Annotated in this window: 19 protein-coding genes; 10 read left to right on the top strand and 9 right to left on the bottom strand. The window is 51.7% G+C overall.

Features of this window, described 5'->3' with window-relative positions; genetic code table 11:
• Window positions 1–92 precede the first annotated feature (92 nt).
• Window positions 93–707: a TrkA C-terminal domain-containing protein gene (locus PKO02S_RS06955; protein WP_127580385.1), complete on the top strand. Its 615-nt coding sequence runs from the start codon at window positions 93–95 to the stop codon at window positions 705–707.
• Window positions 708–877: 170 nt separating this feature from the next.
• Entirely contained in the window at window positions 878–2,155 is a 1,278-nt protein-coding gene (locus PKO02S_RS06950; RefSeq protein WP_164821332.1) for a glycosyltransferase family 39 protein, read from the top strand.
• Between the two features lie 108 nt (window positions 2,156–2,263).
• On the opposite strand, the gene PKO02S_RS33610 is transcribed toward PKO02S_RS06950, so the two are convergent.
• Entirely contained in the window at window positions 2,264–2,392 is a 129-nt protein-coding gene (locus PKO02S_RS33610) for a hypothetical protein (protein ID WP_281280411.1), read from the bottom strand.
• A gap of 527 nt (window positions 2,393–2,919) precedes the next feature.
• Here PKO02S_RS33610 and PKO02S_RS06945 point away from each other — a divergent pair.
• The 3 genes from PKO02S_RS06945 to PKO02S_RS06935 are packed head-to-tail and all read left to right on the top strand — an operon-like array spanning window position 2,920 to window position 6,661.
• Window positions 2,920–4,413, top strand: coding sequence for a spore germination protein (locus PKO02S_RS06945; RefSeq protein ID WP_127580381.1), 1,494 nt, complete (start codon window positions 2,920–2,922; stop codon window positions 4,411–4,413).
• A gap of 21 nt (window positions 4,414–4,434) precedes the next feature.
• Window positions 4,435–5,511 carry a Ger(x)C family spore germination protein gene (locus PKO02S_RS06940; protein WP_127580379.1) on the top strand — a complete coding sequence of 359 codons (1,077 nt, stop codon included), beginning with the start codon at window positions 4,435–4,437 and terminating at the stop codon, window positions 5,509–5,511.
• A 31-nt stretch (window positions 5,512–5,542) separates the two neighbouring features.
• Complete coding sequence (locus PKO02S_RS06935; RefSeq protein ID WP_127580377.1) at window positions 5,543–6,661, top strand: GerAB/ArcD/ProY family transporter; 1,119 nt, start codon at window positions 5,543–5,545, stop codon at window positions 6,659–6,661.
• A 16-nt stretch (window positions 6,662–6,677) separates the two neighbouring features.
• Here PKO02S_RS06935 and PKO02S_RS06930 read toward each other — a convergent pair whose 3' ends face one another.
• Genes PKO02S_RS06930 through PKO02S_RS06920 form a run of 3 tightly spaced genes read right to left on the bottom strand, consistent with a single transcriptional unit; the run spans window position 6,678 to window position 9,007 of the window.
• Complete coding sequence (locus PKO02S_RS06930) at window positions 6,678–7,253, bottom strand: DinB family protein (protein WP_164821331.1); 576 nt, start codon at window positions 7,251–7,253, stop codon at window positions 6,678–6,680.
• A 53-nt stretch (window positions 7,254–7,306) separates the two neighbouring features.
• Window positions 7,307–7,795 (bottom strand): putative periplasmic lipoprotein, encoded by a 489-nt coding sequence (locus tag PKO02S_RS33150; protein ID WP_127580373.1) that lies wholly within the window; start codon window positions 7,793–7,795, stop codon window positions 7,307–7,309.
• Window positions 7,796–7,843: 48 nt separating this feature from the next.
• On the bottom strand, window positions 7,844–9,007 hold the full coding sequence (locus PKO02S_RS06920) for an iron-containing alcohol dehydrogenase (RefSeq protein ID WP_127580372.1): 1,164 nt from the start codon (window positions 9,005–9,007) through the stop codon (window positions 7,844–7,846).
• A 433-nt stretch (window positions 9,008–9,440) separates the two neighbouring features.
• Here PKO02S_RS06920 and PKO02S_RS06915 point away from each other — a divergent pair, with 433 nt between their 5' ends.
• Both PKO02S_RS06915 and PKO02S_RS06910 read left to right on the top strand, forming a co-directional pair.
• Window positions 9,441–9,845 (top strand): CBS domain-containing protein, encoded by a 405-nt coding sequence (locus PKO02S_RS06915; RefSeq protein WP_127580371.1) that lies wholly within the window; start codon window positions 9,441–9,443, stop codon window positions 9,843–9,845.
• Between the two features lie 186 nt (window positions 9,846–10,031).
• Complete coding sequence (locus tag PKO02S_RS06910) at window positions 10,032–10,472, top strand: hypothetical protein (RefSeq protein ID WP_127580370.1); 441 nt, start codon at window positions 10,032–10,034, stop codon at window positions 10,470–10,472.
• A 64-nt stretch (window positions 10,473–10,536) separates the two neighbouring features.
• On the opposite strand, the gene PKO02S_RS06905 is transcribed toward PKO02S_RS06910, so the two are convergent.
• The 5 genes from PKO02S_RS06905 to PKO02S_RS06885 all read right to left on the bottom strand — a co-directional run bounded on the left by PKO02S_RS06905 (window position 10,537) and on the right by PKO02S_RS06885 (window position 15,047).
• Window positions 10,537–10,827 carry a hypothetical protein gene (locus PKO02S_RS06905; RefSeq protein WP_127580369.1) on the bottom strand — a complete coding sequence of 97 codons (291 nt, stop codon included), beginning with the start codon at window positions 10,825–10,827 and terminating at the stop codon, window positions 10,537–10,539.
• Window positions 10,828–10,924: 97 nt separating this feature from the next.
• Entirely contained in the window at window positions 10,925–11,968 is a 1,044-nt protein-coding gene (locus PKO02S_RS06900) for an extracellular solute-binding protein (protein WP_246066865.1), read from the bottom strand.
• Entirely contained in the window at window positions 11,965–13,407 is a 1,443-nt protein-coding gene (locus PKO02S_RS06895) for a HAMP domain-containing sensor histidine kinase (protein WP_127580368.1), read from the bottom strand. The genes PKO02S_RS06900 and PKO02S_RS06895 overlap by 4 nt, the downstream gene beginning before the upstream one ends.
• Window positions 13,404–14,087: a response regulator transcription factor gene (locus PKO02S_RS06890; RefSeq protein WP_127580367.1), complete on the bottom strand. Its 684-nt coding sequence runs from the start codon at window positions 14,085–14,087 to the stop codon at window positions 13,404–13,406. The genes PKO02S_RS06895 and PKO02S_RS06890 overlap by 4 nt, the downstream gene beginning before the upstream one ends.
• Window positions 14,088–14,267: 180 nt before the next feature.
• Complete coding sequence (locus PKO02S_RS06885) at window positions 14,268–15,047, bottom strand: glycosyltransferase family 2 protein (protein ID WP_127580366.1); 780 nt, start codon at window positions 15,045–15,047, stop codon at window positions 14,268–14,270.
• Between the two features lie 227 nt (window positions 15,048–15,274).
• Between PKO02S_RS06885 and PKO02S_RS06880 the strand changes: the two genes are divergently transcribed.
• Genes PKO02S_RS06880 through PKO02S_RS06870 form a run of 3 tightly spaced genes read left to right on the top strand, consistent with a single transcriptional unit; the run spans window position 15,275 to window position 18,776 of the window.
• Window positions 15,275–16,321, top strand: coding sequence for a hypothetical protein (locus tag PKO02S_RS06880; protein ID WP_127580365.1), 1,047 nt, complete (start codon window positions 15,275–15,277; stop codon window positions 16,319–16,321).
• 33 nt (window positions 16,322–16,354) lie between these two features.
• Complete coding sequence (locus PKO02S_RS06875) at window positions 16,355–17,836, top strand: stalk domain-containing protein (RefSeq protein ID WP_127580364.1); 1,482 nt, start codon at window positions 16,355–16,357, stop codon at window positions 17,834–17,836.
• Between the two features lie 16 nt (window positions 17,837–17,852).
• The gene (locus PKO02S_RS06870) at window positions 17,853–18,776 is read left to right on the top strand and encodes an FTR1 family iron permease (protein WP_127580363.1); all 924 of its coding nucleotides are present in this window, start codon (window positions 17,853–17,855) and stop codon (window positions 18,774–18,776) included.
• The last annotated feature ends 199 nt before the right edge of the window (window positions 18,777–18,975 follow it).

Below are 18,975 nucleotides of genomic sequence, written 5' to 3'. Positions count from 1 at the left end.
TGCTATACTCGAAGTAGCGTTTCGACGGCGACGCCTTCTCACTCGCTGGCGGAACCCATCGTTTACCTTACACGCAAAGGCAGGCGTCACTTATGCCGGACTCCACCGGATATAAATCCATCGCGCTCGATATCGCCCACAAAATTGTAAGCGGAGAATTTGCAGTAGGCTCCAAAATATCCGGCCGCTCGTTGCTCGCCAGCCAATACCATGTCTCTCCGGAGACAATCCGCAAGGCAATCGGCCTGCTCAAGGATGAGAACATCGTACTAGTCTCGCAAGGCAAAGAAATCGAAGTCGTCTCCGATCGTTTGGCTCATGAATACATCCACCGCAATGAATATTTGAAATCCGTCTACTCGCTGAAGCAGGATTTGCAGCAGCTTCTGCTGCAGAAGCTCGAGGTGGATAAAAAATTCGAAGCGCTTATAAGTGAAATTATTAACGCTTCGGATCGGCTGCAAAACTTGAAGCCGTATCATCCGATAGAAATTAAAGTGGACAAACAATCCCATGCCGTCGGGAAAACCATTGCCAACTTGCAGTTCTGGCAACATACCGGCGCAACTATAGTCGCTCTGCGGCGTGGAACCGAAGTATCGATCTCGCCTGGACCGCATGTCATCCTTAGGGCGGACGATGTACTTGTCGTTGTAGGCGATTGGCAGGTGCAAGAACGAACGGAGCGATTTTTGAACGGTGCCTGATCAATCGAAAGCGTCCCTCACCGAGGTGGAGAGGGGCGCTTTTTTTGCATACGCGAAATCTTTTGATTAACTAACATCTTAATTTTATTTTAAGGTTGTCAGTTGACAAGGTCTTTGCTATAGTGTTGTCTGTGACTCCCATGTCAACTATACAGTTGGAGTGTTTGAACATGCTGCTTCGTTTGATTCGATTTCCGTGGTTGTTGGATGCGGTTTTGCTGCTCCCCCTGCTCTGGATCTCGTTGAAAGTACGATTGCAATACTTTTTCTACTTGCTCTCCACCCCCCAGGGCCTCCCTGACTCGGCGGACAGCCGCTGGTATCTCAGCTATGCGCGACGGCTGCTGGACGATTTCCAGATCGGCGCCCAGATGAATGACCTGTTCTACCTGAGCTACAACTTGCTGCTGGCCTGCTTGTTGAAGCTGCTCGGCAGTCCGGCCAAGATCGTATTCCTCCAATCGGTGACGGCCGGTTTGAGCGTGGTCCTCGTTTATCTGATCGCTAGAAGATTGTTCAACCGCACGACGGCGGTGATCGCGGCATTCGTTTACGCGTACATGTGGGAAATCACGCTTTGGTCTACGTACATCTTGACGGAGAGCTTCTTTATTAGCCTGTTATTGCTCTGTGTTTATTTGCTCTTGCTGGCTGTGGAATCGCCAAAACTTCTTTTTCGATGGTTGTTTGCGGCAGCTGCACTCGTCCTCTTTTTCTTCCGTCCGACCGGGATGCTTGCCGTTCTCTTTATGCTGTTCTACATTGGGGTTCGGATCGGGCGCGCCAAAATAACCGCATTCATCCGGCCCTATCCTTACACTTGGATCGGGATTGCGATGGCGGTTCTTTTTCTATTCCTGCTTGCGCTCGGCAACGGGCTGCTCGACCCGCTCCTCGCTTCGATGAGATACAATGTGAAGCTGGTGTTGTACAATGTGTACGCCAAAGGCTGGATCTACGATCACCCCAGTGCCCATGACCTTGCCTATCGTCCGGACTATCGGATCGATATCGGCAACAGCCTGATCCTCAGCTTCCTGATTCATAACTGGGACCACATCATGGTACTCTACGCGAAACGAGCCGTCGCTTTTCTCGGTCCTTGGGTGTGGAAGCTCGATTTGACGACTGGTGCGGGGATTCAAAAAGCCGTACGCTTGCTGTTGCCGTCGCTTCTGTTCGCACTTGCTTCGATCGCCGCTCTCTGGAACGGTACCCTTCGACGCGCCAGCATCTTATGGCTGATGCCGGGGCTCGTCTTCCTCTGGTGTTTGTTGTTCTTCATCGACGGCATGTACCGCTATCGCGCGCCCGGCATGCCGTTCATGGCGATCGTCGCCGCCTATGGAGCGGATCGTGTTGTGCGATGGGTGCTGCTGCTTGTGAGAACCCTCGTTGAGCTAGCCCGCCACAAGCTGGCCCGGCGGGATTTTTCCTCCAACGGGTAAAGAACCAGGAGCGGATGTGAGAGGAGCCGCAGAGTCGACCCTCTCCATCTACTTCTGCATCTACATCTACATATACATCTACATCTACATCCTCATCTCCATCTCCATCTAATCTACATCTACATCAGGATCCTCATCTACACCTCCATCTACATCTACATCTACATCTCCATCTCCATCTACTTCTGCGTCTACATCTACATCTGCATCTACATCTGCGTCCTCATCTACTTCCATATCTACACCTGCATCGCACCTTCAACTACACCTGCATCCTCACCTACATCTATATCTACACCTGCATCGCACCTTCATCTACACCTGCATCCTCACCTACATCTATATCTACACCTGCATCACACCGCAGCTAACTGCCCCGATAGAAACCAAAGTATACAAACGATGAACCAAATTTCCTTCTATCAGGTACAAATTTGGAATCTATGAACCTAAGTTCACTGTTCAAGAAGCCAGCTTCCCGAACTATATACTTAGGTTCATAATTCAGTGATTTCAGCGGTTGCTAACGAAAATCGGTTCATAAGCAGCGAACTTGGGTTCGTACGGTTATCCGAGCCGACCGCTCCACCTATCAAGTAGACCAATTATAGCCTTCTTCGACTTCCGCCGACCGTTTCGCTCTCCAAGTAGACCAATCTTCACCCCACTTTTCCTGTGGAAGGCCAAAGCGGAGTATGGAAGAATAAGACAACTATTTCCGGACACACTATCAGCATCAAATTCATTTATGGGCTGAGAGCAAAATGGAGACATCCAATACCGAAATCAAAAACATCGACCAACTTAAGCAAATATTCCTACAATCAAGCGACTTTAAAACCATTCATATCCAAGTTTCCAACCGGCAAGTGAGCCTTTCCTATTTGAAATCGTTAATTGACGAGAAGGCGTTACAGACCAACGTCCTCTTGCCGCTCCAAAACCGCGCGCTGTTCTCCGAGCTAGGAGAGCTGGAACGAATCCAAGAGTGGATTCCCGTATACGACATTGAAGTCACCGATCAAGTCGAGACGGTGCAGTCGAAGCTGCTGAGGGGACATGTCCTGCTTGAATTCGAAGAGAACGGGCGAGTCTGGGCGCTGGTGAGCACCGGGAACAAGGAAGGACTGCGCAAGGAAAACAACACCGAAAACGAGTTCAGTGTCGTCGGACCGAAGATAGGATTCGTCGAGGACTTGGATACGAACATCCGCTTGTTAAGAGCGATGGTCAACATCCCGCAGCTCTATGTAAAAGAAATGATTATCGGCTCTACCTCCCAAACCAGAGTAGCCCTGATCTACATCGACGGGGTAACCAACCCCCAAATCGTACAAACCGCAGAGCAACGGCTGCGTGCGATCGACTACGATGTGATCTGGGATTCAGCCGTACTGGACCAGTTCCTGTCCGACAATTCGTCGACGCCATTCCCACTCTTTCTAACTACGGAACGCCGAGACCGGGTCGTATACGCGCTTGTCAGCGGGCAAGTGGCTATCGTCAGCGACGGTTCGCCTTATTTTATAACCGGCCCCTCCAACTTGTTCGAATTTTTCATTTCGCCCGAGGACTATTATTTGCCCTGGATCCTGGGATCCTTTTTTAGGATGATTCGTATATTGGGTGTTGTGTTTTCTTTATTCGCCTCGTCCATGTATATCGCCATGACCACATTCCATTACGAGGTCATCCCGCGGGATCTATTGGAGCCCCTCATCGCCTCCAGGAAAAACGTCCCGTTCCCTCCCTTGATGGAGGTGCTTTTCCTGGAAATAACCGTCGAATTCCTAAGGGAAGCAGGAGCCAGGCTGCCGACCAAGATCGGTCAAACGTTAGGCATCGTTGGCGGTATAGTGATTGGACAAGCCACCGTCCAGGCCGGCTTAACCAGCCATATTCTGGTCATTATCGTAGCCTTCTCGGCATTGGCCTCGTTCGCTACACCGATATACAAGATGTCGAATGCCATCCGGTTTCTACGCTTCCCTATGATCGTGATGACCGCCATCTGGGGCGGGGTCGGCTTGTTGCTCGCAATCGGGTTTTTGCTTGTACATCTTTCCCGGCTGTCGTCATTCGGCACCCCATACACGGTTCCGCTATACCCCTTAAGAGTAAAAAGCTTGAAAGACAGCTTCCTGCGCCCATCGTATCAATTCATCAACACCAGGTTCAATTTTTTGAGGCCCCTTACTTTCGTCAGATACAACCCCAAGCAGGTGAAGCGCAAAAAGAATGACCTAGATAATGAATGAAGGAGAAAGCGGGAGTTCGAGTTGAAGAAAGCGATTCTGATTTTCGTCCTGATTGTACTGCTCGCGGCTTGCGGCAGCCAGAAAGTAGTGAACAACCTGAAGCTGGTCCAAACCGTCGGTTTTGATATGTCGGAGAAAGGGGTACGCACCGTCGCGATTATTGCCGACTATGAAGAAGGCAAATCGAATTTGGAATATTACTTAACGGAGTCCAACAGCGTGTTTGACAGTTTGCCTCGGCTAAGGACCAAGCTTGATTTTCCCAATGAATATGGGCAATTGAGAATGGCGTTATTCGGCGAAGCCTTTGCGCGGAAAGGGATCCGAAGCGTGACGGATACGATGATTCGCCACCCGGTAATCTCCTCCAGAATGCAAATCGGGGTTGCAGATCGGGAAGCTTTGGACATCTTGCGTGTAATGAAGAACAAAAAAGACCCTTACTTTCTTTTTGACATGATCGAAAACAATATCAAAAATGGCAATTTGCCGTTGATGAATCTGCATATTACCTTGTTTAACTTTTACGGAGAGGGAAGAGATGTTTTCTTGCCCTATTTCACGGTCGAAGATGAAGAAATTAAGATTGACGGACTCGGTTTGTTTAAAGGCGATCAATTCAAAACTCATATCAACATTAGGGAAGCTTTCCTGCTGAAACTGCTGCTCGGCAGCTCTAGAAATGGAAGCTTGATGATTCCCGTGAAAGGTGCGAAACCGCAGAGCGGCGACTATTTCCTGATGAACAGTATTCGTGCCAAGTCAAATTTGAAGGTAACGAATCTGGGACCTCCGGCATCCGTCTCCATCCAGCTGAAGCTGCGTGTAACCGTAAAAGATGCACCGGAATGGATGGACCTCTCCTCGGAGACTCAGCTTGACTCGCTGGAGCAAACGATAGAAACGTATCTGGAGGAAGAAATATCTCGCTTCGTATCGCAATGCCAAAAAAATCAAGTGGACCCGGTTGGTTTTGGCGACCTGATTCGCAGCAAATCGCAGCATTGGGATGCCCGACAGTTCGCTAGCCAGTATGAGGACTTACAAACTACCGTGGATGTCAAGGGCACAATCAGTCATACCGGTGCCAGCCAGTAAAGCAATCATGTAGAGGGAGGCGGGATGCAGCATGACCAACGAAATCCAAGAAAACCATACCATCTCGCCCTTCTTCATTATGTTCCCACTTTATGTCGGTACGGTCGGTGTCGGCATTCTGACATACCAGAGCAAAGTAATTGAGCATGCAGGGTACAACGCATGGATATCCGTGCTAGTAGCAGGGCTAGGCATGCAAATCGTGCTTGGGTTGATTTATTACATCCTCTCCGCCCACCGAGACAGTCCGGAAATCATTACGATCAACCGTACACTGTTCAGAACCATTTTGGGCGGTTTGTTCAACGCAGGCATTGTGTCCTACTTTTTCTTCGGAGCCTTTTTGAAGCTAAAGGTGTTTATCGAAATGATCCAAATCTGGCTGTTCCCTACCATGAATATTTTACCCCTGAGTATGGGAATGGCGCTTCTTATTTATTACGCGGTATCCGGTGGATTTCGAGCGGTAATCGGCATCTGCGTGTGGGGGGCTATCCTGTCCCTTGCTTCTGAAATTCCTGAAGTTTTACTGGCCGTCCCTTTCCTGCACCCCCAGAACATTTTCCCGCTTCTAAACCACTCGGGAGGCGAGCTCCTGCTCTCCTCTAAGAGCATGGCGCTGGAGTTCTTAGGGTTCGAGACGCTGCTTCTCTTTTACCCATTTATCCGCACGCCGGAAAAATCTCGAAAATGGGCTCATCTCACACTCGGATTCATTACCTGTCTATATCTCATGATCCTGGTCTTGACGTTTATGTTCTTTAGCGAAGGGCAGCTGCGTCATTCGATTTGGCCAACCATCGATGTGGTCAGTATTTTCGAGGTGCCCCTGCTTCAGAGGCTTGAATACTTCTTCATTTCCTTGTGGCTGATCAAAATCGTGGCCGGTGTCAGCCTCTACGTCTGGGCCGCTTGCCGGGGAATGAAGACCGCTTTCCACTTCGGAGCGACATACTGTTTGATCGGCTTCTTGATCGTGATGGTCGTATTGAATTATTTCATCGCGGACCACCGGACGATCCATCATATCTCCGATCTATATGGAACGATTGGCTTTTACTTTATATGCGCCTATATTCCGTTTATCGCCGTTTGCGTGTGGATTAGGAAAGGGCTGATGCGACGTTTCCCCGGTAGGCGGCAGGTGTAGAAAGACGAGGCGCTCCTTATCCCCAGTCGATCTGTCCTTTTCTCATTTTGACGATGTAGCACAGTTGCCCGACATGGCTCGGTAGATGCCTGAATTGATGCAGGAGCATCTCCAGCACGGTGGATTGATTGTTCAGGCCGGCGCTATTAAACTCGGGGTAGCTTCGATACGGTTGATCCAGCAGCTTCTCCGGATTCGCCTCGATCCTCTCTAGAACCTTGATGGCACTCTCGTACGACTTCTCCAAAAGCTCTAAGGCTTGCGTCTTAGTCATCTGCAGCCCACGGTCGAACTCATTACTCCTATCCACATAGGGAGCCTCAAAATAAGCAACCTCAAACCAGTAGTACAACGCACCTGATATATGCGCGACTAGATTGGCGATGCTATTGCTCTCAGGTGTCGGCCTCCACACGATATCCTCATCGGACAACTGCTCGATCGCGATTCGAGTCCACTTCTGATCCGCCTTGTACTTCCTCAAGAGATGGTCAATTACAATGGCTGAAGCATCCAATCTTTTCACGCTCCAAGAGTAAGTTTCGTTCGTGTACTCGATTCCCACGATAGTTCGGAAGATAGACAAATACAAACATATGTTCCTGTTTTCCATTATACACGATCATTCCAAACAATTCCAGCAATTTATTCATATTTCCTTTGCCACTGCGCTGCCCATTCCTGATAAGTCAAACCCGTTACTTCCTCTACTGTTCTCCCATCCATGGAGTACACGGCCCCAACCATATTTTTATTTGGAAATGAATATCCTCCTATCGCCTTGCCCTCGCTTAACATGACATAAACGCTCGTACTCGTTTTGTACAATTCTTCTAGGGGATGATCGGAAACTACAAACCGATAAATGGTGATTTCCTTGCCAAAATACGGGTCGGGCTCATTTCGCTGCACCCCCCACATCTGTCGGTACTGTAACGATTCAATTGATCCGTAAAGCTTACTTTTCACTAATATGTATTTGTGGATTTGCCCCTTGTACGAGCTTATTTTATAGCCGCTTGCCTTGACGTAATCAGCAGCTGTTTTTTCGTCCCCTGTGATGGGTTGACTGCATCCGGCAAGGATAAGAAGGAATAACGCAACCAGCACTCCAAAGCCGAAAACCCGCTTCATTCCACACCTCCAAAGATAATCGCGGGATTAACTGCTTGACAAAACTCCTCATTGATCCTCAAAAGCCTGCTCAATGATCTCCAAATAATCATCGCGACCAATCGCTCTCACATTGCTTGGAGTCGAATTATTACAATAAGCCAGCTCGGCAATTTTCTCAAAATCCTCACGTTGAACCCCCGGCAACTCCCTCAGCTTCGGAATCTCTAAGCCGCAAGTCAGCTCCTTCACTCCCCGAATCAGCTTAGCGGTCGCTTGCTCATCCGAATCGGAAGCATCGGCAAACCTCATATGGCGGGCCATTTCGGCATGAATTGCGGTTTCCGTTAGGGCATTGAATTGGAGCACATACGGCAAAAATACGGAGTTCGCCACCCCATGAGGGGTATCGTATAGTCCGCCTAGCGCTTCGGCCAAACAATGAACGGCGGCAACATCGCTTGAACCGAAGCATAACCCCGCCAGCAAGCTGCTCTCCAGCAACGCGAACCGCGCTTTCTCGTCGTGGCCGTCCCGGAATACCGCCGGCAAAGCCGAAGCAATCGTCCCCATCGCCCTTGCGCCCAACGCCTGAGAGATTGGATTCGTCACTTTGCATGAATAGCCCTCCATCGCATGAACCAAGGCATCCACACCAGTGGCAGCTGTAACTGATTTCGGTACGGTAAACGTCAGCCTCGGATCGAGCACGGCTAAGAGTGGACGCAATGCTGCATGTTTGAGCGTAAGCTTCCGATGTGTGGAAGACTCGGTAATGACCGAAGATCTTGTGACCTCCGCGCCTGTTCCAGCAGTGGTCGGTACGCAGACGATGGGCGCAATATTCGTGTAGCTCAGGGTCCCCTCAATATAATCAAGAGGCACTCCGCCATTAGGTCCGAGCAAAGCGATTGCCTTCCCAGTGTCCATGGCGCTTCCGCCTCCAATGGCCACAACCGCCTCCATACGCTGCTCGACGAAGAGCTTCGCTCCAGCCAGACACTCGGTGTCCCGCGGATTGGGAGAGACTGCATCGAATAGCTCCACGCGGTATCCGGCTTCACGCAGCTTATCCAGGATCGGCTGAACGAGCCCGACTCTAACCACGCCTGGATCGCTGACCACCAGAATCGAGCGACCGATCTGCAACGGTTTCAACAGCTCGGGCAGCTGATCAATCTTCCCGGCTCCCATTTCAATTCGCGTATTGCAATAGTAACTAAAGTTGTCCACTCTTTCGATGCTCCTCTCTGCCTCTACCCTAATCCAATTCGACTAGGGATGTCCGTTTCCTTTTCCAGAAATCGAGCATGTTGCACCGAATACAGCGACTTTTCTCCAAAGAGGGATCTGTTGTATTTTCCGATGGCTAATTTTCGATCCCCCCCCCTGCCCGATTGCCCTTTTAAAGCAGTCTCGCTCGAGCGGGGTCAGCGTTTTGAGGGCATCGTCAATCACCGCTCCCAATCAGCATGAAAACCTTGAAGCTTCTCGAAACTTCGTTTGCCGCATCTTTCAACAAATGTGATTTTCCACACCATTCGGGTCAGGAGACACATCGCACTGTCTTCAGCCACACACAGTATGTCGAAATTCCCCAATTCACGAATTACCACATGCGTTCCTTGGCGAAATATGTTTTAATAGACCAAAGGAGTGTGATCCTGTGGACATCAAATCTTTTTTGCATCCGAAACACGAAGTCTCCTACATCACGACATCCTCCAGCATGAGAGAAGCTCTAGACGTCTTGGAATCGTGCCACTATACGGCCATCCCGATCCTGGATGAGCAGGGAATTTATTGCGGAACGGTTTCCGAGGGAGACTTGTTGTGGAAGATGAAGGCTACTCCCGGCCTTAGTTTCGATACGATGCACGAAGTACCGCTTGTCACCATCAAGAAAAAATTCAAGATGGAAAGCGTCCGAATCGGTGCCGATCTGGACGATATGCTGAAGCTGGCAGCCGATCAGAACTTCGTGCCGGTTGTCGAAGAGGGCGGTATCTTCCTCGGCATTATTCGCCGCAAAGACATCATCGAATATTACACCCGGAACATAACGGATTAGCCGTTAAGGGACCCGCTCATCATTGGTGAGCGGGTCTTTTATCGATTATTCTTCAAATCTCCAAATCGTATCCATCCGCCATCTTTACATTCTGAAGCAGTTTGATAAACTGTGGAAAACAGCGAAGATTTCCCATCCTAGAGAGTCGGGTGAACGGGACTGAACAACGAACGAGTGGAACGAATCGTGCAGGAATGGTCGGCACGTGCCGGCAGCCGGGTTCCCGTGCGAGTAGAAGCCAGCTTTCCGGAGCAGAGGCTAGTCGGGGGCAAGTACCATATGGCGTCGCACAGCATTACGTTGTATGTAGAGACGATGAAGCAGCAATGTTTCCTCCTGTTCGGCTCCCTGGACCGGCTGGAGGAGTACATAGCCGTCATCCTGGCGCATGAGCTCGGGCATGCGCAGGACGGCGACCTTCGACAGCTGTGCGAGCGGTTGGACGGCGATCTCTCGGATGCGGAGCGGGACCGAACTTTGCTGCAAATCGAAGTCAACGCCTGGCGATATGCCCGACAGCTGCTGAAGGACTTCGCAGACGCCTCCACGCTGGATACGATCGTCATGGAATCGTTGGCGATGTATAACAGCCGCCAAGCAACCACCAGCGAGGCCGACATCGCTTAGAAACAATACAACCGCCCAATCCCCCAGAGAGGACCGGACGGTTGTATTTTTCATATCACAGAGACTATTGATTTTGATTCCTTTGTTTCTGCTCCTGATCAGGTTGTTGTTGGCCGCCTTGGCGGTTGCGCTCCTCCTGCCGCTTCTTCTCCTCCTCGCGATACCGGTTAGGGTCCATCTCGCGGGATTGTCCGGGCTTCTGACCGAGCTCCTGGTAAAACTCGCGGTCCTGCAAGTTCGTATTCGCCTGTCCACCCTGACGTTCGGCTTCTTCCCGGCTCATCTTCCGATCCTGGTTCCATTGCTGGTTCATGTCTTGCTCCTTGTTCTGGTTCCTGTCTTGATTCTGTGCCATTCTGAATCACTCCTCTGTAGGGTTTTTAACTTACTTTGTATATTTACCCAGCAAAGAGGAAATGAATCAAGCCTATACAAGATGTTGCTCAAGTCTCTTAAGGCCAATCGGCAAGCCGGAACAGTTCAATCGCGGCCTGCTGATGCGCACCGAGCTCGGAGAAATCCAGCTCTTGCGCTTTGAACGTCCCCCACGATTCCAATAGCTTGGGCAAGGTCGCCTCTTCGTTCACCGGGAACTCATAGCTTTTGTTCACCAGCAGCGTCTGCCCTTCTCGGCTCGTCATATATTCCACCAGCTTAATCGCATTTGCCTTGTGCGGCGCATAGCGGGCAAGACCGATGCCGCTAATGTTGATATGGGTGCCTGTTGTTAGCTGATTGGGAAAAAAAACAGCCAGCTGATCGGCAACTCTAGCCTCGTCAGGGTCGGTCGAATTCGCCAATTGGCCGAAATAGTAGGTGTTCATGATCGCCACATCCCCAACTCCGTCGAGGATAGCAAGCGCCTGCTCACGGTCGCCGCCCTCCGGAGCGCGGGACAGGTTCGTTGCAACGCCCTTCGCCCATTGCATAGCCCGATCCTTCCCGTTCAGGGAAATAAATGAAGCCAGCAGCGATTGATTATATAAGCTTTGCGAAGAGCGGACGAGCAGCCTACCCTTCCACTTGGTATCCGTCAGCTCCTCGTAGGTGGACAGCTCTTCCCGCCTGACCCGATCCTTCGAATAGACGAGCACGCGGGCCCTTCTGGTCACCCCAATCCAATACTGATCGGGATCGCGCCATTGCTGAGGCACTTGCCTGTCAATTATCTCGGAGCGCAGAGGCTGGAGCACATCCGCTTGTTTGGCATTGCTCAGGACGCCCCCGTCCACAGTGAAAAACAGATCCGCGACAGCGTTTTCCCTGTCCTGCGCCATCTTGCCGATCAATTCCTCCGCCGTTCCTTTGATCTCATGCACCCGAATGCCGGTTTGCTTCGTAAACGCCTCGAATAGAGCGGAATCCGCCTCATAGTGCCGGGCCGTATACACGGTTACCCCTCCGGCATCCTCCTGCAAGCCTCGACCGAACCAGGCATAGTCGCAGCCCGAACACAGGACGGCCATAATCAAACAGACCAAGACGCTCTTTTTCACGCGGATTCCTCCTTCTTGCTTGCTCCGTCCGGCGTAAGGGGGATGTATAGGGTAACCGCCGTGCCCACATTTTCTTCGCTTCGGATGACCAGCTTCCCCTGATACCGCTCCACCAGCCGCTTGGCGATCGCCAATCCCAGCCCATTCCCGCCCTGGGTGCGCCTTCTCGCCCGATCTACCCGATAAAATCGCTCGGTAACGTAAGGCAAATCCTGCGCCGGAATCCCGATGCCTTGATCTTCGATCATAAGGGTTGCATACGGCACGTCCAGACCAGCTCGAACGTGAATCGTGTTGGCAGCTTTCGAATACTTGACGGCATTGTCCAGCAGAATGAGCATGATCTGTTCCAGATGATCCGGGGAGACAAGCAAGGCGTAGCCTTCCAAGTTCTCTAATTCAAGCTCGATCTCAAAATCAGGATGCAGGGTCATAAACCGCTCCAGTATGGCGCCGATCGTTCCCACCGGGTTCGCAAGCGGCCTCTCCAGAGGAGTCATGTCCTTCTCCGCCCGTGACAAGGTAAGCAGCTCCGAGACCAACCCTTTCAATCGGCTAAATTCATCCAGCGAGGCGCGAAGCGATTCATCCAATACGTTCGGATCGTTTTTGCCCCACCGACTCAGCAGCGTCAAGTGGCCTTCAATAATGGCAATCGGCGTTCTCAGCTCATGAGATGCGTCCTCGACGAAACGGCTGCGCTGCCAAAACGACTCCTCGACCTTGTCCATCATTTCGTTGAATTGCACCATCAGAGTCGAGATTTCGTCGCCGTTGTGGGCGGGAATCATTCTTTCCTGCAAGCCGTTCCGGTTCACATCCCGAATCGTTTGCGACATCGCCTGCAGCGGCTTCAGCATTTTCCGCACAATCAGCCATCCCACGAGCAGGCTTAGCAATACCGCAACGACAGCGAATACTTGCATTACTTCCAGAAGCGTATCGATCAGTTGCTCATACACAGCCATCGATTTCACAATTTCGACCGTTCCGTTGAACTCGAATATCGTAAACGGACTTCTCATCACCAATACAGGGCCAGCCTCCATTCGATAGACCGAAATCTGCTGTACGGAGACGGACCGGGGGGGCGTCAGATGCTCCGCCACATCATTGGAGACCGTCACAATCGGACTATCGTCATCGTCGACAATCCGGATCATCTGATCTTCGCGATTGACTTTGCTTAGGAATTGTTTGATGTCCTTCAGCTGCTCCGATTTGAAGTTCGTTTCCTGCTCCAGAACATGGTTCAGCACTTCGTTCATATTGCGCTGCACGCTGCTCTTTTCTCGATGAATGATCCATTTTTCCATGACCAGATACTGAAGGCCGTAATTACTCAATAGCAGCACCATAATGAGCACGGTGGACCAGAGCGTCAGCTTGAACTTGATCGGTATCCGGGAAAAAAATCGAGCCCAACGAGTGAATTTCATTTGCGCATCACATAACCAATGCCTCTCAATGTTTTGATATAGCTCGATTGTCCGGGGAGGTCGATCTTGAGCCGCAAGTACCGGACATACACATCGACCACATTCGTATCGACCGCCGCCTCGAAGCCCCATACCTGATCCAGCAAAGTTTCCCGCTCCAGCACTCGATTCACATGGGTGAGGAACATGACCAGCAAATCGTATTCCCGTTTGGTCAGCTCGATCACTTCGCCTGCGCGCTGGACAACTCTAGTTTCCGGATTGAGGCTCAAATCTTGAAAAACCAATGTGGAAATCTCATTCGGTTTCGCCTCTTGTCCCCCTTGCCTGCGGAAAACGACGCGCATGCGGGCCAGCAGCTCCTCGATCGCGAAAGGCTTCGGCAAATAGTCGTCAGCCCCGCAATCCAGACCGCGAATCCGCTCCATTACGCTGTCTTTTGCGCTGAGCATAATGATAGGCGTTTGTTTGTGCATCCGGATGCGCCGGCAAATCTCCAGACCGTCCAGTCCGGGCAGCATAATATCCAGCAAAATGAGATCCCAGTCCTCCGACAGAGCCATATGCAAGCCGTCATAGCCTTCGAAAGCAACCGTAACGGCAAAAGACTCGTGCCTCAGCTCGAGATCGATAAATTTCGACATGTTTTTCTCATCTTCAATCAGCAGTACCTTCTTCATGCCAGCCTTTCCGCCCATCCACTGAAAATGATTATCATTATTATCTATTATTCTATAAGATATCGCCTCTGCGTTCAACCTTTTTCTCGGATGGAACCCGGGCGAATCCCCGTAAATGCAAAGAGCGGAAGACACTTATGCATCCGGCACAAGCATCTTCCATTCAACTGATTGCTTCGATTACTCTCGAGGACTGCCGTTGCCGCTTTCCAGTCGGGCAGCTCTCCAATTCGCGCGGCTGTATGAAGATGGAACGGGTCTTCTCATTTCCTTGTACATAGCCGGGATGACCGATGTTACATATTGCCGGAACTTGACGAACGATCTTCCATGGGTCCTAACTTTATATGCAATCGGCACTTCCTCCAACCGGAAGCCCTTGCGCAACAAATTCAAGGTCAACACTTGAGCATAGTTGTAATCGTGAATGATCTCCGCACACTCCATCGCAGACCGGGAAAACCCGCGCATCCCCGACTGGCCGTCGAAAATCCATTTGCGCAGCAGGATAGACTGCACCAGTGCAAAAAAATAGTTGCCCAAACGGCGATTGAGCCTCATTCCCTCGATGCTGCCTTTAAACCGGGACCCGAACGTATAATCCGCTGTTCCTCGAATGATCGGAGCGACGACTTCTGGAATTTGTTCCGGCGGGTACTCATTATCCGCATCGATCATCAGGCCGATATCCGCATCGAGCAGGCAGCTCTGCGCCAATCCTTCCCTAACGGCAGCCCCCAGACCCAGATTGACCGGAAAAGAGTGAACCCGGTCCGCCCCGGCCAGCTTAGCCGCTTCGGCTGTCCCGTCCGTCGATCCGTCGTCGATGACGACTACCTCCACCGTGTAGCGAGGGTGAAAGGTTCTCGGGATTCGCGCAATGACGCGTTCGATGTTTCCGACCTCATTGTGTGCGGGAATAAATACTACAAGCTTCTTGTCCGGCTCGATGTTGTTCATATCGTCAGCTCTTCCTTCCAAGGATTACGGCAAGTTGCATTCGGCTCTATTTTCTAATTGAGAATGAGAATCAACGGTTAAACATGGACATTATAACCCACGAAAATTAGAAAACGATGTGAAAAATAAATATTTTTGTGGCTGCCTATACGTATTGACACCACAATTGATAATCATTATCATTGCACTTGTGCTCAAGCAATCCATTTTTACAACGAGGTGTTCCCATGAAACGGTGGTTCTTTACAGCTATGCTCGTTGCAGCTGCGTTGGTGTACTCGCTGGCGCCTGGTCAAGCCGGTGCTTACTCCTATGGAGATGCGAATACGGAAGATGTAGCCGAAACGTACAAGCTGATCGAAAGCGAACTAAGTGCCGCGACCCCGAACTGGTCAACTGCGGAAGAGGCGTACAAGGTGAGACGTTCGGAGATTGCTTCTCACTTCGGCGAAGAGGTGGCGGTCACGCTCGACAAGAACTTGTCTGCCCGCGACAAGAGCTTGCTGATCGCCAATTTCAGAGCCGTTCTCGTCATGAACCTTGAACGCCGCTTTACGTACTCCCTGCAAGGGATCAGCGACTATGCCGCGACGAAGATTTTGCTCGCCAAAGCCAAGGCTACATACGACACATTAGCCCCATCCATCAATCCGAAGCTTGCCGATATCGACAAAGCTTTCGACGAGGCGTTGAACGCACTTGGCAATCCCGGATTGTTCGGAGTAGGCAAACGCGCGGCGCAGCCTGAGGTGTTCAAAGCGAAAGTGGACGGCATCCTAAGCGCGGTCAAGCCACTGTTCCCTTACAAAGCTTATGTGGCGCCGGCTACGCCTCAACCCACTCCGACGCCTACACCTACGCCGGTCGTCGTGCAGCCAGAACCGTCAACTACGCCGGTGAGCACTACGGCGCCGCAACCGACCCCGACTTCTGCCGCGAGCAGCACGGCGCCACCTGCAAGCACGGCGCCATCGCCTTCCGCGTCGCCGGCACAGACGACCGCCGCGTCGCAGTCGCCGACGCCAAGCACTAGCCCGCAGACGAATTCGTCTGCGACCGGAGCCGCTTCTACGTCCACTCCGAGCGGAAGCCCTGCCGCAACCGCATCGCCATCCTCATCGGCTAGTCCGACCGTAGGCAAAGAATTGGCCGGGCACGCTCCCATGGAGCGGATCGACCGGACGAATCCATGGATAACATTCATCGTCATCGGCGGGGTTATCATCGCGGGAGCCGGAGCGATCTGGTTCGCGCGACGCAAAAAATGGTTGTAACCTTATTTTTAAATATAAAGGAGAGAGAAGTTCATGCGTCGTTTTATGCAGTTGTTGCTAAGTCTTTCGCTCGTCTTATCATCCTTGTTCGTCTTCGTTTCCGCCGCTGGGGCGGAGAGCAAGTTCAAGATTACGGAAGATCCGGTTATTGCAGAACGAGTCAAGGCGTTCGCCGACATCAAGGCTATGTTCACGGACAAACCGGACTTGGCTGCTATCAAGAAGTTCTACGTAGAGAAGTTTCAAACGGAAGTCAAACGTGTAGAAGCCGTGATTAAAGCGGACGATCCGAAAATCGACGCCAGCATTATGCTCGTTGTCGACAGCGCCATCAAGGGCGATCTGCCGGCCGGCTCTGCGAAACAAGCGATCGACAAAGGGCTGCAATGGTACTTCTACTTCGCGCTTCGCGATCTGATCAGCACCGTCGTTCGTCCGGCTATGACTAGCGGCGACCTGGCTGCTGCAACGAAAGGCTTCGACAAAGTGATTCAGCTTTACGAAGGCGTCCTGCTCAGCACAGTTGAGAAACGCGACCTGAAATACAGCATCGATATGGTGAGCACGCTGAAGGGGAATCTCGAGCAGCTGCAGGCCGACATTGCCGGCGGCAAAACCGATGATTTCAATGCACACCGCCAAATTTTGGACAAGACGCTGATCAAGACATACGCCCTGGCTACATATACGTACGCCGAGAGCATCCCAACCAAGGCGCCTGCCGACCTGCCGGCCGCTATTACGGAAGGCTACTTCCTGTACATGCCGGTCTACACCTACCTGAGAGGGGGCGGCACCGCAGAGGCGAACCTGATCCTGAACGCCTTCGCGAACGCCGACATGACCAAGCTGAACAAACAAACGATCGGCGATGCGCTTCAGCTCACTATGGTCGGTAAAGTAAACGAATATTTCAAGCAAGTGTCTACGAAGCTCGAAGCCGGCGACCTTCCAGGTGCACGCGGTTATGTGATGGAAGGTCTGATGTTCCTTTCGACTCAAGAAGTGTTCTTCGGCCCTGACAAGTACAAAGCGATCTTGACGCTGGCTGAGCAGTTCATCCAAGCGGTGGACAACAAAAACTTGGCAGAGGCTGAGCGGATCGGCTTCCAGCTGCTGACTTACAACGCGGAGAAAGAAGGCATTCAACTGAAGCTGAACTCCGTGGATTACAAAGTAGACGGCAAAGCGGCAGTAGCCGAAAACGCACCGTTCCTGAGCCTGGAAACGAGCCGTACGCTTGCTCCGGTTCGTCTGATCGCGGAAGCCTTGAAAGCCGTTGTCTCGTACGATGACGCTACGCAAACCGTTAAGATCGCTAAGGATGGCAAAACAACGGAGCTTGTTGTCGGTTCGGCGGATGTCATTCAAGACGGCATCGTGAACGATAAAGTGAAGCTCGACCAGCCGGTTCTGATCCAGAACGGCAGCTCCTTCATCCCGCTCCGCGCCATCACCGAGCTCTTCGGCAAGCGCGTGTTCTACTACGACGGCTCGATCATCGTAGGCCGTTAATCCGGACGGGCAGCCCATGGATTTGCAGGCGTTCTTAATCACTTTTCGCGAGGCGCTCGAGGCGATCTTGATCGTCGGCGTCATTCTGACTTATCTGGCTCGCATCGAGCAGCGCAGCTGGAGCAAATGGGTTTGGCTCGGCGTATTGCTGGCGCTGTTCGCCAGCTACGCGGTCGCCTTGGCGTTCCAGGTTTATTTTACCGGCTACGCCAGCATCGGCAGCCAGAACTATTTGAAGATCGGCATCATGCTCGTGTCCAGCGTTTTGTTGACCCATATGGTTATGTTTATGAGTCAACAAAACGCGGATTTGCAAGGCAAGGTGCAAAATCAGATTGCGCATATTTTGACGGTCGGCGGCGCACTCAATATGGTCGTCCACTCGTTTCTTGTGGTCGTTCGGGAAGGCGTGGAGACGGTGTTTTTCTTCGCTGCGATTACAGGCGGCGATATTCAGAAGGCGCTCCAGAGCTGGGGCGCACTGGCCGGTCTCATCCTAGCGTTCGTCGTAGGCCTCTTGTTTTTCCGGGGGACCCGGAGGATCAAGCTTCGCACCTTCTTCCGCATCACCAGCGTCTTCCTCATGATGATCGCGGCCGGCCTGCTCGTGCAAGCCATCGGGATCATGCAAGACTTGGGAATTGTCGGCACGATGTACCGGACACCCGGAGGGGAGATCGGCGAGATCTATAACATCACGGCGTTTATGCCGGAGCATCCGCTGGATGAGCAGCAATTCATTCGCGACACCGGCGGCGAGCCGTTCATCAACGGTCAAGTCGGCATCTTCATGAAGGCCTTCCTCGGCTATACGCAGAATCCTTCAATTGAAGAGTTTCTCGCCTATTGGGCGTACTACTTCCTTACGTTCTTCCTGCTGGGTGTTCAGAAAAAACGCCGGGAGCAGAAGACAGAGCATGAACAGAAGCCTGCAGCTTAAGCTGCAGGCTTTTCTTGACATTAAATAACTGGAAGGGCAAACCGTGTGGGTGGTTGCATAGAGTAGCAGGTTGGACAAGTAATCAGTCTCAGGTGTGGCAGGTTGGTGCAAACGGGGGCAGAGAACGAAAGTTGGCTGATAACAAACTGAAGTTTGTTATATTTCGGGTATTATCGGGGGACAGCCGCATAACTAACGG

The organism is Paenibacillus koleovorans NBRC 103111 (assembly GCF_004000845.1).
Taxonomy (GTDB): Bacteria; Bacillota; Bacilli; order Paenibacillales; family NBRC-103111; genus Paenibacillus_AA; species Paenibacillus_AA koleovorans.
This window is presented reverse-complemented; position numbering and strand designations above follow the sequence as displayed.